The 18,773-nt window shown below is 35.4% G+C and carries 7 protein-coding genes; 2 read left to right on the top strand and 5 right to left on the bottom strand.

The features are described from left to right. The first annotated feature begins 221 nt into the window (after positions 1–221). On the top strand, positions 222–5,675 hold the full coding sequence (locus B8T70_RS12440) for a T9SS type B sorting domain-containing protein (protein WP_086895051.1): 5,454 nt from the start codon (positions 222–224) through the stop codon (positions 5,673–5,675). A 1-nt stretch (position 5,676) separates the two neighbouring features. Next, positions 5,677–6,618 carry a type IX secretion system membrane protein PorP/SprF gene (locus B8T70_RS12435; RefSeq protein ID WP_086895050.1) on the top strand — a complete coding sequence of 314 codons (942 nt, stop codon included), beginning with the start codon at positions 5,677–5,679 and terminating at the stop codon, positions 6,616–6,618. Positions 6,619–6,784: 166 nt separating this feature from the next. Here the strand turns inward: B8T70_RS12435 and B8T70_RS12430 are convergent, their stop codons facing one another. The 5 genes from B8T70_RS12430 to B8T70_RS12410 all read right to left on the bottom strand — a co-directional run bounded on the left by B8T70_RS12430 (position 6,785) and on the right by B8T70_RS12410 (position 18,766). Beyond that, complete coding sequence (locus B8T70_RS12430; RefSeq protein ID WP_039116221.1) at positions 6,785–7,807, bottom strand: LLM class flavin-dependent oxidoreductase; 1,023 nt, start codon at positions 7,805–7,807, stop codon at positions 6,785–6,787. Between the two features lie 394 nt (positions 7,808–8,201). Further along, on the bottom strand, positions 8,202–17,360 hold the full coding sequence (locus B8T70_RS12425) for a neuraminidase-like domain-containing protein (RefSeq protein WP_086895049.1): 9,159 nt from the start codon (positions 17,358–17,360) through the stop codon (positions 8,202–8,204). A 29-nt stretch (positions 17,361–17,389) separates the two neighbouring features. Then, entirely contained in the window at positions 17,390–17,851 is a 462-nt protein-coding gene (locus tag B8T70_RS12420; RefSeq protein WP_039118221.1) for a hypothetical protein, read from the bottom strand. Between the two features lie 159 nt (positions 17,852–18,010). Then, a complete protein-coding gene (locus B8T70_RS12415) occupies positions 18,011–18,424 on the bottom strand; it encodes a hypothetical protein (protein ID WP_086895048.1) in 414 nt (137 codons plus the stop codon). A gap of 72 nt (positions 18,425–18,496) precedes the next feature. Then, positions 18,497–18,766 carry a hypothetical protein gene (locus tag B8T70_RS12410; RefSeq protein ID WP_039116224.1) on the bottom strand — a complete coding sequence of 90 codons (270 nt, stop codon included), beginning with the start codon at positions 18,764–18,766 and terminating at the stop codon, positions 18,497–18,499. Between the last annotated feature and the right edge of the window lie 7 nt (positions 18,767–18,773).

Below are 18,773 nucleotides of genomic sequence, written 5' to 3'. Positions count from 1 at the left end.
TTATATCAACTAATAAACCATACCTCATCTCTCATTACCCAGAAAACCAAAAACAACGATTAATACTACATATATTGTAAATAATTATTGTAAGTGTATTTTTTATGTTAATTTAATATCAATACTGAATAACTTATGACTATTTTCTTTTCATGACAAAACTAATTTTGTAGTGCTTCGATAAAACATGTCCATTGTCGATTAACCTACAACTTTATGCAATGAAAAAATTACACATCCTAGCCTTGTTTGCTTTTTTTTCCTTCACTTTAGTCGCTCAAGTACAACAGTCTGGTACATTGCCAATGGGATGTAAACCCGCAAATGTTCCTGCTCCGGTTCCGATTAAATCAAACCTACAAAGCAAATTAAAGGCTGTAGCAGCCACAGGAATAACAGGAAATGTAGAAAGTATTCATAGTGCTTTTGTAAACTGGCAAACTGGAGGATTTACAAGCTTCTCTATCGGAACAGGCTCAGTTCCTAATGGTCCTAATTCGCAAAATATTCGTTGGAGTCAAGGTTTGAATAATACAGATAAGACGACTTACGGCTATAGCTATGAAGAATTACGTTTAACGGCTCTCGCTTTGGGAACTACATTTATGCAAGGGCAAAATTTTTATTTTCACTTATTAAATGGCGGTACAGACACAGTGATTGGTCCGTTAAATTTTACATGGCAAAATTTGGGTACAGCTGGCAATATGGTAAATGTTACTATAGAGACGCAATTTGGAGTCAATGGATTGGGAGGTTTTGCCAATTGGCAAGCTACCAATATGATGGATTTTTACAGTAAAGTAATCCCCATTATAGCGCAAATATATGGTCCGTCTTCTCACTCTTATACAGTAAATGTAGTGAATGATGGTAATGCTTCTGGGAGTAATACATTTTATAATGGCCCTAACTGGATTTCGACTCAATATACTGCTGATGCTTTTGGCAAGATGACTCAACCACGCTTAATGGTTCATGAACTTTTGCATGCCTGGCGTGATAATGTGTGTTTGTCTTCTGATAATCTTTGGCATTACCAAAATACTTTAAGTGGTTTTGAAGAAGGTATGGCAGAATGTGTTGCACAGATTGTAATGGACAAGTTTGCTGCTGCATATCCTAATTACTTCCCAGCAGGAACTGCTTATCTAAATAAGCATTGGGGACATGAGGACGGTTATGCCTTTGATTGGGATTATGATTTTCAGAACCACTCTCAACTTACCACTACTGATTTTTGGTCAAGTGATCAAGGCATTGGAGCACATTGGGAACGCTATGGTACGAGTTCGGCTGCATTTTATAAAATGTATGTTGAAGATTCTGATGTTTTCAAAAAATTCAATGCTGAATATTACAGAAGAATGAATGCCGATCATACGCTGTTAACATCGCGATCTTTACTCGTAGACATTTTTAGTACGGTACTGCCTAAAGTTGAAGAAAAAGAAACCAATTTGTGGATAGACAAACAACGTGTTTTAGATTGTAAAGTGATCCCAGGGAAAAAAGTGCATATGCTCAGTTTTCAGGGTGCCGATGGAGTGCGCGATATGGGACATGATAATAGAATCCATTTAATTGAAACTCAAAATTTACCTGGAGGAAACGAGTGGTCCTGGGATAAATTAGATAACTCTGGTAATATTACCCAACGTTGGTTTCATCAACTTAATAATTCATCTGGAAAAATTGACATCGTAAATTATACTACTGGAGCGGTTAATAACACTCTAAATTTTAGAAACAATGATGCTGGATATTATGGACCTAATCAAGGTCCTTGTTTGCCACCAAGTTTAACAGGTACGCCTTGTTTTCCAACAGGAATAGATGGTCATGGCTTGTACACAACTTCTGCAGATCGTGCAATCACTAATGGGGGAATAAACGATGGAAGTTGGTATAATGGATTGGGACTTAATCCCGACAGGATTATTTATAAGATACAAACGACAGGTTTATATATTTATAATATTGAATTTCAATCTGGAGGGGCTGTTAAAGGTAAATACTACCGATTACATGGTAATGGATTTATAGGTAAAGATGGCTTATATGCTGGGGTGCGCAATAATGATGATACTCCTGTTTTAGGTAAAATGTACGTAGAACAAAAAAATACTGTGAGCCCAATAGCAGGAGAAGAAACGGCTATTACTATAAATAACGGAACTCTCATCGCTCCAAGAATTTGGACTTCTATTGCCGAAACCCAATCACAATTTAAAGCAGGAAGAGTTGATACCCGCTATTCTAAACCTGGAAAAGTGCATGCTATTTATGTAAACAGTGATTGTTCTAAACCTCAAAAAATAGGCTTCAGGAATATTACATACGGAAGTACTGTTTCGGGGGTGCAAATGTTTTTGTTTAATGTAGATGATTTTGAAGATATACTTTATACTGAGTCTATGCCTACCCTATTGTGCGAAGGATACCAAGCAGATTTTAGTGTTGAAAATAATTTCCCAAAGTATCTCGATACAGATTCCAGGGTTACTTATAAATGGAAGAATCCATTGGGGACAGTCGTTTCCACATCTAATAAATATACTATCTCCGCTGTAACACCTCAAGATGCTGGTATTTATACCTTAGAAATTACTTCTTTTGATTGCCTGATTACAAGAACCAAAGAACTAGTGGTTACTCCTAGCGTGGTTCTTGAGCCTAGCGTTGTTACGCCAATTTCTCTTTGTGCCAACAGCACTATCGATTTAAAAGTAAACGGAACTTTACCTACAGGTACTACTTATTCATGGACTGGACCCAACGGCTATTCTAATACAACCCAAAATCCGAGTATTACCAATGCGCAAACAATTAATGCAGGTATTTATGAAGTAACCTGTACAGTTAAGGATTGTGATGGTAGTACAGACATTATCAAAAAAGAACAGATACAGGTTGGTATAAATTCAATATTAAAGCCTAAGATTTCATGCGGAGTACCATCACAAAATGCGGTATCTTTTCTATGGGATGCTGTTTTGGGAGCTACCGATTATACGATTTCTTATCAAGTAAACACTAATCTAATCCAAAATATTGGAGCCATTGGTAATGTCTTAACCTATAGTGTAACTGGATTACAACCATCTGATAATGTCGATATTTTTGTAACTCCAGTAGGTGGTCTTGGTACTTGTTTTGACGTTGAAAAATATAGTTGCCAAGCCAGTACAGCACCAACTTGTAGCATTCCGGTAGCACAAGTAGTTACTACAGCCGTAATTACTTGCTTGAGTCCTTCGGTTACACTAAACGGTACAGGCTCGACAACCGGTACTGGTATCGATTATCAATGGACAACAACTGATGGCTCAATTGTCAGCGGAGCAACAACATTAAACCCAATTGTAGATGCTGCAGGCACTTATAAGTTAATTGTAACCAATACAGCTGGTGGAGGTTGTAGCTCTCTTCCGGTAACTGTTAATGTTACAGGAGCATATTCATTACCAACAGTTCCAACATTAACGGGTCCAAATTCCATTTGCTTAGGATCGGATGCTAATTTTACAATAACTGGGAAAACTGGTGATAATGTGAGTTATACAGGAGCAGTTTCAGGAACAGCTGTAATAGGAACAACAGGTTCTGTAGTGGTAACAATTCCTTCAGTAAGTTCTAATACGACCTTAAATTTAACAAATACTACGGATGGTATCTGTAGTCAGGTTCTAACAGGAATAACTAAGACTATCAATATTCAAACAACTCCGAATGCAGGAACAAACGGAACGTTGACTTTATGCTCAGGAACTACTCCTACCAATGCTCAATTGTTTGCTCAGTTAGGCGGAACGCCAGATACAGGTGGTGTTTGGACTAATGTTGGTAATATTTATACTTATACTGTAAATGCTGTTTCTCCTTGCAATATAGCTGCTACAGCTACTGTAACCTTAAATACGCAAGCTGTTCCCAATGCAGGAACAAACGGAACTTTAACTTTATGCTCAGGAACTACTCCTACCAATGTACAATTGTTTGCTCAGTTAGGCGGAACGCCAGATACTAGTGGTGTTTGGACTAATGCTGGTGATATTTATACTTATACTGTAAATGCTGTTTCTCCTTGCAATATAGCTGCTACAGCTACTGTAACTATAAATAGGCAAACAACTCCAAATGCGGGAACAAACGGAACTTTAACTTTATGCTCAGGAACTGCCCCTACCAATGCTCAATTGTTTGCTCAATTGGGCGGAACCCCAGATACAGGTGGTGTTTGGACTAATGTTGGTAATGTTTATACTTATACTGTAAATGCTGTTTCTCCTTGCAATCTATCTGCTACAGCTACAGTAACTATAAATAGACAAACAACTCCAAATGCGGGAACAAACGGAACGTTAACTTTATGTTCTGGAACTACTCCTACCAATACACAATTGTTTACCCAATTAGGCGGAACGCCAGATACAGGTGGTGTTTGGACTAATGTTGGCAATATTTATACTTATACTGTAAATAGTAGTTCTCCTTGCAATCTATCTGCTACAGCTACTGTAACCATAAGTAGGCAAACAACTCCAAATGCGGGAACAAATGGAACTTTGACTTTATGCTCAGGAACTACTCCTACCAATACACAATTGTTTGCTCAGTTGGGCGGAACGCCAGATACAGGTGGTATTTGGACTAATGTTGGCAATATTTATACTTATACTGTAAATGCTGTTTCTCCTTGCAGTCTATCTGCTACAGCTACTGTAACTATAAATAGGCAAACAACTCCAAATGCAGGAACAAACGGAACGTTGACTTTATGCTCAGGAACTACTCCTACCAATGCACAATTGTTTGCCCAGTTAGGCGGAACGCCAGATACAAGTGGTATCTGGACTAATGTTGGTAATATCTATACTTATACTGTAAATAGTAGTTCGCCTTGTAGCCAAACCGCTACTGCTATTGTAACCTTAAATATTCAAACAGCTCCCATCGCAGAAGCAGGTAGTCCGGCTATAATTACTTGTGCTTCATCAACAATTATGCTTAATGGAACTGGTTCTGATATTTCGGGTGTTACTTATTTATGGACTGGGGGAATTATCGATAGTGGTGCGAATACTTTAACCCCTGTTGTTAGTTCCAGTGGAGTCTATACTTTAACAGTCACCAATAGTACTTTGGGATGTGCTTCTAGTGATACTGTTTTAGTTACACAAAATATTGAGAATCCAGATTTTTCTTTTTCCGAAACAGGAGTTAATCAATATACAATTGTTGCATCAGGTGGTACTGCTCCTTATCAATATAGCATTAATAGCACTAATAGTTATACCTCCAATCCAATTTTTAAGATTGATCACTCTGGAAATTATACCATTTATGTTAAAGATAACAAAGGTTGTTTCTCTACTGAAACAGCATATTTAACTTATGAAGGAATAGAATTTCCTAAATTTTTCTCGCCAGATGGAAATGGAAGTAATGATTATTGGTATCCTACAAGAATAGAAGATTATCCAAATTTAGAAGTTTCAATATTTGATAGATATCAGAGATTAATCATGAATTTTAAAGGGAATACAACAATGGGATGGGATGGTACATATCAAGGAAAACCTTTGCCAACTGGGGATTATTGGTACGTTATTAAAACTAATAATGATAAGGATAGAAGAGAATTTATTGGCGGAATGACTTTATTTAGATAAAATGAAAAAAACAAACAAAATAGTATTATTACTTTTCATAATAGCTAGTCTTCCCACTTATGGGCAAGAATTACAACTAGCACCAACTAGCCAATATTTAGCAGATAATCCGTATGTTATTGCTGGAGCCTACGCAGGTATTGGTGAATTTTATAAAATACGTCTTACTGGCGAAACACAATGGTTAGGAGTAGAAGATGCACCACAAACACAGTCATTATCCTTTGATGCCAGAATTGCAGATCGCTCAGGCATTGGTGCCATTTTTTTTAATGATAAAAATAGGAATACTTCTCAAAAGGGAGGACAGTTAACTTATGCTCATCATATTACTTTATCAGAGTTTAATAATCAGTATTTGTCATTTGGGCTCTCATATAAGTTTACAAATTTTAATATTGATATATCCGACATTAACACATCTGATCCGAGTGTCCAGTCTTATAATGTGAATAACTCAAATTTTGATTTAAGCTTTTTATATCGTTTAGAAAATTTTTTCGTCAGTTTCAATGCGGTTAATATTTTAAATAAATCAGTAAAACCTACAATCTTAAAAGAACCAATGAATATTAGAAACTATTATTTATATACAGGATTTCTTTTAAAAAATAAATTTACTTCTATAGAATATGAACCATCTATTCTATATCAAATATACGAAAGTGATGGTCGGTCAAGTCTTGATCTTAACCTTAAGATTCGGAAAATGACTGGTGAAAACTATATTTGGGGAGGTATAAACTTACGATTGTTAGCAGATCAATCATTTAAGCCCAATTCAATCGCACCCTTAGTAGGATTCAGACAAAATAAGTTTTATGCTGCTTACTCCTTTAATATTAGTTTAAATCAACTTCAAAATCATAACTCAGGAACACATATGTTAACTATTGGATTTGATTTTAAGAATAGATCAAGTAACTGTAGTTGTGTAAATTAAGGTTCTATTGCTATATATTATATAACATTCTATTTTGCAGATTCAAAGCTTTTAAAGTCTAAGTGATTTTATATCCTCCTTTTTATAAATCGATGGTATTAAGAGTTTTTGAAACAAAAAAACCTCCAAAATTATTTGATCTTGGAGGTTCTCTTTTTATAAAAAACTAACGCCAGCCCAATTCTGGAGCAATATATTTTAATATAGCCGACAGTATATGTACATTGTAGTCAACACCCAATGTGTTGGGTATGGTCAACAGCACCGTATCAGCTTCCTGAATAGCTTCATCCTGTGCCAATTCTGCAATGAGTTTCTCCGGCTCAGCAGCATAACTCTTTCCGAAAATTGCTCGTTTATCTCTCTCAATATTACCAAAACTATCTGATCCTTTACCCTGATCTCCAAAGTAGTATTTGTCCTGATCATTAACCAGTGCAAAAATAGAACGGCTTACCGAAACTCGTGCTTCGTACTTATGTCCTGCTTTTTTCCAGGCTTCTTTATATAACCTGATCTGTTCGGCCTGTTGAACATGAAAAGGTTTACCATTTTCGTCATACTTCAGGGTAGAACTTTGCAGGTGCATCCCGTTTTCGGCCGCCCAAATGGCAGTAGCATTAGAGGCTGCTCCCCACCAGATTCGTTCTCGTAAACCTTCAGAATGTGGTTCAAGGCGCAATAAACCTGGTGGATTTGGGAACATCGGATATGGGTTTGGCTCAGCAAATCCCACACCGTTTAACTTATCCAAAAACTCCAAAGCTTTCTTGCGTCCCATATCGGCATCTGTTTCACCTTCCATGGGCTCATAACCAAAAGAACGCCAACCATCAATGACTTGCTCCGGCGATCCTCTACTGATTCCTAATTGCAAACGTCCTCCCGAAATTAAGTCTGCAGCACCAGCATCTTCCACCATATACAACGGATTTTCATACCGCATATCGATTACTCCTGTCCCAATCTCTATTTTACTGGTTTTAGCACCAATGGCCGAAAGTAAAGGAAAAGGCGATGCCAGCTGTGTAGCAAAATGATGCACTCGAAAATAAGCGCCGTCCAGACCAATTTCCTCAGCAGCCACGGCCAAATCAATAGATTGAAGCAGTGTATCAGCAGCAGTACGAGTTTGATAGGAAGGATGATTGGCCCAATGCCCAAACGATAAAAATCCTATTTTCTTCATAGATAGCATTATTATAATTTATAATTCCAAATATACGCATCATTATCGAGTGAGTCTACAGCCTTTTTATAGAAAGTGTTTATTGGAGCTCCTCCCCTTATTTACTATAAAAAAATTATTTTTTTTTGTAGTGACGCCATTTTATGATGGTTAAATTATAAGGTTCTGTCGGATTGCTATTTTGGAAAACAAACGTTTACTATAAACTCTGGCAGTACTGATATTTGAGCCTCTTTTATCAATATTTAGTATATCTGGTTTACAATTATTCTCAATTACCTTTATTTAAAATATCTAAGCACCCATCCTCTGTCTTTGTTTAGTCAACAAAAAAAGTCAATTATATTGTGGCATGGTCAACTACCTCTCCATCTAAATATAGAATCATTTAACTTTAAAAACCATATTTCACTATCATTATCAATTCCTCCAATTTTAATCTATCGACTTCTTCAACAGATAGGCTAAATGGAATATTAAGTTTAATATCCGAGTTGATGCCACGACACATATTCAATTCATTGACTTTAGAAAGATCTATTGTTTCGGTTTCATCAATATTAAGTACAAAACTAACTGGATTGTCTTTGACTTTTGCCAAGAACATAACTTGTTCAATATGTACTGAATTAATAGACTGAGCCAAATAAGGCAATCGTACTTTGTCAATATTCAACTCAACTGTTCCTGATTTTTTTAATAAATGCCATTCATTAGCCATATCATGCTTCATGTTTAATGCCAAATGGAGACCAGTTTCGTTCAATTGTTGTTTAATATTTTCCAATTGTTTAAATACGGTCTTTGTAGCGTTTAGTTTTAATCGTTCTCCACCTTCGTTAGATGTATATCTAATATGTACTATAACATCGGTAACTGTTCCATAGTCAAATTGACGAATCTCTGGTAATTCAAGACGCCATTTACTAACAACACCAGCACCTTCAAATGGCATGTAACGTTCATCTTTAAAATTCAATTCAAACATACCACTATCATTTTGACCCGTACTGGTGGCAATAGCATTAATTGGAATTCGGTATGTGCTGAAACGGTCATCTGTATCATCTGTAATCTCCTCATATGTCTTACCTCCGATCGCATTATTTCTGAATTTATTTTCCAACAGACTAAATTTGGCATTGACACCTGTATAAGGTCCAGCAATACATGGTAATGATACCGATACCGATTTAATACGACGTTTGTATTGCCCCGGATAATCCATATCAAATAATACTTCGGGTATTTCAAACTCGCACTTTTCTATTTCCCTAAGCTGAATAAGTGCCAATGGGCTTAATAAACATAAAGAAACATGTTTTGTGATTTCATAATCATAACCTCGTTCGTTCTGATAAGCGGCTTCCATTTGTTTTAATCCAACATAAAGTTGTTCTCCAGCGAGTAAGCCCTCTCGTCCAGCATCCCAATAGCCTGATTGTATGAAATTGGAATTGCTTATACCTCGTTCAAAGCGATATACTTTTTCTGCTTTTTTAGACAGCTCATGTGCCAAACTATATACCTGATGGTACAATGTTTTAAGACTGCCGCGCATCCAGGTATACAATTCTTCATTAGTATATTTATTTTTTAAAAAATCTTCTATTTCCAGTGCATTATCGATCATTTTTTGTTGGTTGGTAATTTCCTGATTGGCAATGTCGATACGGATTTTTTGAGCTGTTATTTGCTTGTCTATTTGTTTTAATTCATAACCCGCAGCATTAGCTTGCATAACTCGTTCTTGTAAAGCACGTTTGAAATTCCCTTTTTTACCTGCTGATGAAGACTGATAAGAAAGATGATCAGCGTAAATTCGTAAACCTCTAGCAACCGCTGATGTAGCATTCGCCAAATTAGGGAAACCCCAAGATACAGCAACTCCTACTCCTAAAGGTGTTCCGTGACCATTTATCGTTGGTAATGCATGAAAAACCGAAGCCAATGTCTCTACTACTCCAATACCAGTTTGCCAATCGGCAGCAGCACTGGCCTTATCCATATCTTCTTTCTCAAAAGGTATGAGTTTCAATCCGCTTTCATCCACAGGTGCTTCTATGCTATTGACAATTTCAGCAAATTCAGCATCCAATCCTGGTACTTTGCCTAAGTCCTCCCCTATTAATTTTAGGTAATACTTCATGCGATGCTCCGGGCTTTTGCGATTCTGTTCCAGACCATCCATATTTTTTTGTGCCTCTTCCAGTTGCAATTTTTTAATTTCCATTACCAGATTATGCATTGCATTTTCATGTCTGGATCGGATAAGTGCAATGGCTTCATTGTCTTTTTTCTCGATTACGGAAAGCAAAGCATTTCCCATAGATTTTAATTCCCCACATAATTCCAATGCTTTTTGGAGTAAATAGTAAAAACGATAGTTCGGCATTGGAGTATTTAAATCATTTATTACCGAGGCAATACTTAATCCTTGCGCCGCAGCTTTTACCAATAATGCAGGATCAATTGGTGGTTCAAACAATGGTAATTTTCGGAATACTCCTTCGATATTTTCACAATGACGTATTTTATATAATCTATCGGCAATCGTATCCCAATAGCCCATAAGTTTAGGATTGTCCGGGATACAGAAATAGAGCGAAGAAGCTAAACCGTATATATTTGCAAAGGCCAATTCGCTATTTACTGCACCAATAGGTAAGGTAGTTTGATTGCTGAATGGAGCTGCTAATTCCAACTCTACCATGGCATTCCCAAAAGCATCCCATTTGTCTAATAAACCAATATAGGTTTGCGGTTTTGTAATACCGCGTTTAGGAATAATCATGGGGCGAGGTCCCATAATATGCATGGCTAAAATATACAATTGTGTAGCCTGATTAATACTTTCAATAGTGTCTTGTCGGAATAGATAATCCCCCCACGCTACTAAATTATCGATATATTTCATTACGACCCATTTCATGTATGCCACCGGACGGTTACGGGCTACCAAGTGTGGCATAAAAGGTTTGTTACGCCATTCGTTAATGGTTTGATCAGCCTTATTAGGTTTCAGATTATTGAAAATGCTTTCTAAAACTCTTTGACTATTTGTTTCTTTGAATGGCGCAAATTGCCAAAAGCGTTTATCATCAGAACCTTCGGCAATAGGATTAAACACAAAATGATACCATTTCATGGCTTCTTCAAATTGTTGTGATTTACTTAATGCATCTGCCAACATCATTGGTGTATGCAGAAACAGTTCCCAATTGTATAAAGAATAAGGGCGTTTGAGCTCATTGTATATTTCGGGTGTACTTGCATCTCCATCATGGTCATATTTACCAAAAGCATCATCTTTATCAACTATTTTTAGATTACAATTAAAAAATTCTTCCAGTTTCCCTGAATTAATTTTACCCATTAGTTTATGTGTAAAAGAATGATGGAATTTTACCGTATTTGAACTTCCATAATCCCAAACTAAATTTTCTTTTGATGATTCTTCATTAAAATAAAAATCAAGATGACGTGCAAAAGTTGGACTGTTAAGCTGCCATGAATACATTTTCCCGTCTGACTGATTAAAATGATCAATTGGAATTGGTACAGTTCCTATCGCTGATCCTACTTTTATGGTATTCCCTTCAAATTTAAATGCACCAAAATAACCACCATCAGCATCTTTAAGATCATCTACATTAATTAGTATTTTATCATCACTTATAATAGGAATGAATTTAAAAAATGGAATATCATGAGTACTATCTTTAGGACTTGTAGCCAAAACATCTTTGCTCAATTGTTTCTGTGTCCATTTACCATTTCGGTACTCACTCCATGCCATTTTTATTTCAAAATATTCTACAGGTAAATTACTGTTAACTGTTGTATCTCCAAGAGTTTTCATTGAATCATTACCAGTCTTAGCTGGCTTTACTTTTTTTGCAATCTGAGGAAAGAAAATCAGCAAGCGTTCATTCCATACCACAGCTGTTAAAAAACAACCATTATCTGTAACTTTCCCAGTTGCATCTTCTACATCATAACCTGGTATATCCACCTGCATTTTTTCCCAAGGATACCAATTCATTTCATCTAGGGCCAAATAACGGTAATAATAAAAATAAGGAGCATTGCGGGTGCGGGAAAACACATGTAATTTTGCTCCTTCATTCCATTTTTCGGATGTTTTTTCGCCATCAATATACAAACCTACTACTTCCATATTAGCCACTTCGTCCACTTTGTAGAGATAGGATTTTAACGCATCAATAACATTTTGCTTGTTGATGTCTTTTTGCAGTAATTCTCCCTCTAATTCTTTAAAAAATGGGCTCTTATCATCTCGTAGATTGCTTTCAATCCAATTTTCGGGATATAAGAAAACTTTACGATTAGCTTCCCAAACGCGGTAACGCTGCATCCAGTCCCAACGTTCTCTATCTAATATATCTGGTGCAATTCCGCTGTATTCTTCTTCCAATCCCAAGAAACAACGCTGTATAAATAATTGTACTGATGATAAAGCCTGTTTGATACGTGAAGTTTCCATGCAAGCATCCATTTGAACATCTATCAGAAAATATTCAAATAGGCTATCTGCATCTGTTACCCCCCAATCTATTAATGTTTGTTGTTGCAACAAAAATCCAATTAAGGCTTCTTTCTGGTTATTACGCAGTTTATCGCTCAATGGTTTTACAGCCTGTTCCCAATCGGTTTGATTGTATTTGGCACGAATTGCATTTTTTATACTATCGGCTATTACCCTGCATTTATTGAATTTAGAAGTTGGGATTGCCCATTCAAAAAGCAAATCGATATCTACACTTATCTTATCGGCAACAGCCAGAGCTGACTGCAGTTTTAATAGATTTTTTTCGTTGTTGTAATCTTGTAGTTGTGTTATATTAAAATGATTAGATGCAATCAATTTATCAATTCGTTGTTTTTTCCATGTTGAGAGTTCCGCAATTTTACTGCTCAATAATGTGCCATCAGATAATGGATTGTAAGTCCAGTTCCAAAAATCAAGTATATTGAATTCAGATTCTGGTAAAGAGTTTCGCAATCTGGTATATCCCTCTAAACGCAACCAATGAATTAGTGTTAATTTATTAAAATCCAGATTATCAAAATTAACTTTGTTTTTTTCCAGAAACTGAATTTCATCTGCACTCAAATCAAAACCAGTAACCAGCATAGCCACTTTTTTTAATGCAATTAATGCAGGCTCGCATTGTTGTGAGGCAAAGTCGGGAATTAATGCCGATGACGGAACAGCTGTAATAGCAGAGGCTGTTGTTTTCCAATGGATCTTTTTTAATTCGACACCAGTAGTTGACAATTTATATAATTTGCCAGATTGGAGCACAATATCAGTACTCCACCATTCATTCGTAGGATCTTCCTGAACTGTAAAAGTCAATGTTGTTCCATCAATACTGAGTATGGGTAGAGCATCACTATCTTTAATAACAAAAGTATATGTAGCAGTTGTTGCGGGAATTAGATATCCATTCCAATTGCTTTCAACAGGCTTGCTACTTTCTTTTATTTTTTCAAAAATACTGAATAACGAAACTGGTATATTACCAATTTTTAGTATATCAGAAATCAATAAGTCAGTAATATTAGATTGTAAACCTACTATGCCAGACAAAGTGTTTACAATAAAACGATGACTCAGTTCCTGACGCAGGTAAGGCATGAAAATTTCTAAAAATGCTATTCTTTTTTGTGGAGCTGTATTAATATCAGGATCTCCTTCAAGTATTTTATCAATAGGTAAACTTATGTCACCTGCTTTAATTATTATTTCTAATGCTTCTTTTTGAGCGTCTGTTTTTGTTTTTTCAGTCTCAAAAATTTTAGACAATAATTCTTTGAATTGCTTGTTTTGCTGTTTTTCAACCCTAATCAATGCAAATATCCACTCTGGGTCGTTACTGATTGCTTTATAATCAATACTTTCAGCTTCGGTTAAGATCCCTGTTATTTGGATACTACCATTTATTTTATCATATTTTAATTTATTTTGAAGCGTTTTATCTTCTCCTAGAATGAACGCTATGTTTTTAGGAGCATTGGTTATAAATACATTTGTACCATTCAATATACCGATGACTTTTTCTACAATATCCGTTTCAAAAAGCAAACTTGCTTTAGCTCTTACAAATTCTGACGTTGCTTTTTCTTTGAGATTAATTTGTTCTAATGCTGCATTACCTATTTTATCATCAGGCTTCAAATCCTGTTGAGTTTCGTCGATTGTGTTTAATCCATCGTATATGGATTTTGCTAAAATTAAAATTGATTTCTGTGTAGGTTTAAACGGTTTTTTAATATCATCAAAATCTCTAATGATATAATTGAGTTCTTGTGGTGTAAAACCTGCATCATCTATTTTAGATAGATTCTCTATAAATTCAAGTGTACTGTATGCGTCATTAAATATAGTACCTAATAAAGGAACGATATCCATAAATACAGGAATCTTGTAGCCCAGAACTTTTGAGAGCAATCGGTAGCGATATAGTGTTGAGAGGTTGCTGATAGTCATTTCATCTGTCATTGCTGTTGCCTGCATGACAGTTTGCAAATCATCGGCTGTATAATTTAGAGCCGCCATTAATACCGGAAAATGTTCGGTAATTGTAGTATTTACAGTAAGATAATTGCCATTTGCATTGGCCTTAAATACCTTATCGATTCCTAGTACATTGTGTGTTAAAAAAAGTTTTTTGTAGAGCGAATTTTCTCCTGCTGTGCTAATATCTGTCCAAAAAGAAAGTAGCTTTATTACTTCAATTCCTGTTTTATCCAATAGTTTTTTTACAGCTACCAATTGATGTAGTAAGGTTGTTGAAATAGCATAATCATGATGACATTCTTCGCTACAATCATCGCAATCACATTCATCACAATCTGAAGTATTGCACTCATCACCACAATCATCACAAATAGAATCATCCTCGCTTACATCGTCTTCATTATCTACTGTTTTCTGGATGCTTAATCCAATAATTGCTTTATCAATTTCATCAATTGTCCAATCTAATTTTCTCCACAAGCGTATAAAACGATGTATACGATCATATTCGTCAACAGTCAGCGGTGTTCCGTCTAAATGCTGCAATAGCGCCGTATTTAAATCGCAACTGTCTTTTTGTTCCAGGAAAATGAGATATACTTCTCCGTCTATTATTAAGAATACGCCTTTTTCGCCCTTGTCACCTACAAATTTTATTTGCTCCCAACTTTTAGGATCCGTTTCTCCATTATCAATCAAAAAAGTGACTTTTCCTGTTTTTTTATCGATTTGCCCAAGTGGAAGTTTTTCTTTTGCTGTATCATAAAGTATTTTACAATTTTCAACCCTTATGCTGAAGTCATTATCAAATAAACTATTATTATTCGCAAACAGTATTTCCCCGTTCACGCATCCCCTACCGCTTTCTATGACTATCATTTTGCCTATTTTCTCAAAATGGCATTTCACCCAACAGATAATATCTTTATCGCTTATTTCGACTTTATCTTTGCATGTATCAGGGCAGCTTAGTACTTTTTTGTTGGTTAATACTTCAATCTGATCTATAATCATTGGCAATAAATCAGCAAATTTTTCCAATTTTACCAAATCTTCCGCCATTTTATCCATGCCGTATTTTTTGGCATAGTTTTGTAAAAATCGATAGCTAAAATGCAGGCTTTCCGTTATGTTTTTTGATTTTCCTTTGGGTAAAAACGGGTTGATAAATTGTGTTTTAAGTAAATCAACAAGGTTAAAATAATCAATTCCTGTGCGTCGTAAAAATTCTTTTTTGATTAATGTGAGTCCGTTATCGCTCAACATTGTTGCATCATTATCATAGCCATAATATTCACCTACTGATTTTACACCAATCAGTTCTTGATATTCTGAATCTGTGAATGTTTTATTTTTGAGTTTATTCATCAGGGCTTTACTTTCAAAGCATTCCTTTGTGAGTATGATATATTCTTCTTTAGTAATATTTAAAAATTCAGAATCAGAAGCCCTGTCTAAAACCTCATCTTTTAATTGAGTCAATTCGACATTGTTACTACTATTGTTTTTTCGGAAAGTATCTATTACTTCATAGCGACTTGTTCCTAAATAATCCAAATATATTCTTGTGGCATCAATGGGCTGATGGTATGGTAGTGTAAATGGATATACTTCATTTTTTAAGATGCAATACGCCTGATATTCTGTATGCTGCGGTTCTGCAAGTAACTCACTACTAGTTTCATCGGCTACATTAAAAGGTTTTAAATGTTTGAATGCCACATAACTTTCCATGACTTCATTGGCCAAATCTACATAAGGTAAAATGGTGTTGGTATTTTTACAAGTCAATTCTAAACAGCCTAAATCTGGACGACGATTAAATAATTTTTCTAACGGAGTTCCGGAAATATTCTTTTGGTTAGATTTTTTTGCAATATCTCCCGTGGCAAGAGGATCAAGATTGTTGTTGCGCAAATACTGTAATAACTCTACATAATATGCCGCGGCACTATAGACAGAAGTACATTCGCCACATTCGCAAATATCTGCATCACCAAAAAGCATATCCCATGTTAAATTATTTTTTTCTATAATCTCTTTTGTAGCTTCTTCTGGAGAAAATATAATGGTATTACTCTCTGTCTTCATTGCTCCCAGCCCCTTTTTTATTTCAGCCCCATTACCCAGGCGCAAGCTTCTGTCAATCATGTCAATACCAGTATTCTGACTGGCTTCTTTTAAGGCTATTAAAGCGTGTTCATTACGTACACGTAAATGCTGCGCATTGGTATGAATTTGCAACAATACGTTTTCATCCAATCCTTTACCACTCATTGCGGTTTTGAATTGCGCAGGTGGCACGTTTGAAATTTGAAATGCAGTATGAATTTTGGCATCGTACAAAACCGGAATAGCATCGGCTATGGGACTAATAGCAACAATTCTTTGTAACGTTTTTAATTCTGTTTGAACAGGTTGTTGTAATTCGACCGGGATTTTTTTGAATTCCTTATTATTTTTGAATACTTCATATATCGAAGTGGTTCTGATATTAAAATCTGGATTTTTTTCTAATAATGTAGCAACTTTTGTTCCTACAGCAGTATTTAACACTGTTACTTGTGGGTCTTTTATCATGTTTACGACAACCGCAGTGGGTTCAAACTCAAAAAGCTTATGATGCAAATCAATGGCAAATGCTTTTTTATCGTCATTTGATTTTGCCGGTGAACTACTTTTTATTTTTTGGATAAAAGCCTCTTTATTAAAATTCAAAGCAATATCACGCATCGAAAGCAACTTATCATCTTTCTGAAAAAGCTCAACAACCGCTTTATTATCATTACTCCATTTAGACAAGTAGTGAGTAAACTCAAGATTCTTAACCACTATTGGTGTAAAACTTTTGTCTTTGGATAGTTCACTTTTTACCTCATCCCAATTGCCATGATGTATTTTATAAATAGCATCGAATGCTTTGAGTTGGTTTCCGGCTTTTAAATCGAATTTAAAAAAATTGAGTTTATTTTTATTTGGATCTTGGTTGTCAGATTGTGTTGCCATGATATTGTTATTATATGTTTCTGAATCGGTTATTGCTTTCTCTCCATTTCCTGCAGCACTTTAAGCAAAGCTGGTTTTGCATAAGCCCAATTGTGGCATTTAAAACTGCGAAGGTTTTCAATAGCGGTTTTACATTTAAAGCAATGTAGATTTGCTATAGCTCTTGGAACTTCAATATTTACAAATTTGGTTTCGCCAAGAATAACTTGTGCAATCATTTCTTTAGCATGAATGCTATCTACTGCAGAGGAAACAATATCTAGCCAATTGATTTCGCGTCTGCATTTTGGACATTTTTTATTATCTCCACTTACCCAAAGCGGGGCACCAATTGTTTTGTCCGGCATACCTAATAATTTTTCTATTATGCGAACATCTTCGTCTTTTGTTATCCATTTTTGCTTTCCCGGTAATGAAGAGGGAGAATCATATACTGCCTGAAATATTTTGTCATTTACGGGTAGTGTTTTTTTGTCGTTTGTAGGTTTCATAATTTTCAACTTTTTAAAATTATTCTCTAATTTTTCCTAAATTATTGGACTTAGCAGAAATACTTTGATGTGACATGGAGTGTAAATCCATGCTATCGAAAAAACCAAAACTTTAGAATTTTGACAGTTTTATAAAATCAGTTATTTGAAGCGATTATGTCAATCAACCCCAATAATTTTCATTTCTATATCCCGAATCACCTCATTACACTGAGCACAAGCATGACCTTTACGTTGACTAAACCATCTGCATTTTGACCGAATTGGGCAATCCTGTAACTGTATAGACTCTTCATTCCCTATGATATCAATCAATTGATCAACCAGACCACATTCTTTTGAAGTACCATTCCATTGATTACAACCAGATTTAGAACAATTGCCAGCAAATCTGAATCTTTTTTCGGGTTCTCTCCCTTTATAAGCTTCTTCAATAAAATCCTGATTGATTTCAATGGGACTTTTTAGATAATTAATGAAGCCGTTTTCATTTACAATACCATAAAGTTTTGCACCTGATTTAACGGCATAACTAGGACAATAACTATTGTCGTTATCTTTATTGTTTTCCATTTCTTTATTTTTTAAATGACAATTATAAGTTGCTAAAATTCATAATTATGAATTTTAGCAACCTTGATACCATTATTTTGGGATCTCAGATGGGAAGTTTGGGAAACCTCCAATCCAGAAACCTGCTAGTTGTCCTCTTTTCCATAAATCTTCCCAGCCAGGCTTTCCTGTAAATCTCCTACTGATTTTTATGTCACCTTCAAAATCTATTCCCGCGATTTCCTTTAAAACAAGGCTTTTTATACCTTCTTCAATTCTTTTCTTCTGATCTTTAGATAAATCAAGCCCTTCTAAGGATACTAAGAAGATCGATTCTTCGTCACTTTTTTTCTTTGCTGTCATAATTTTA

Source organism: Flavobacterium sp. AJR (assembly GCF_002156885.1).
In the GTDB taxonomy this organism is placed as follows: Bacteria; Bacteroidota; Bacteroidia; order Flavobacteriales; family Flavobacteriaceae; genus Flavobacterium.
This window is presented reverse-complemented; position numbering and strand designations above follow the sequence as displayed.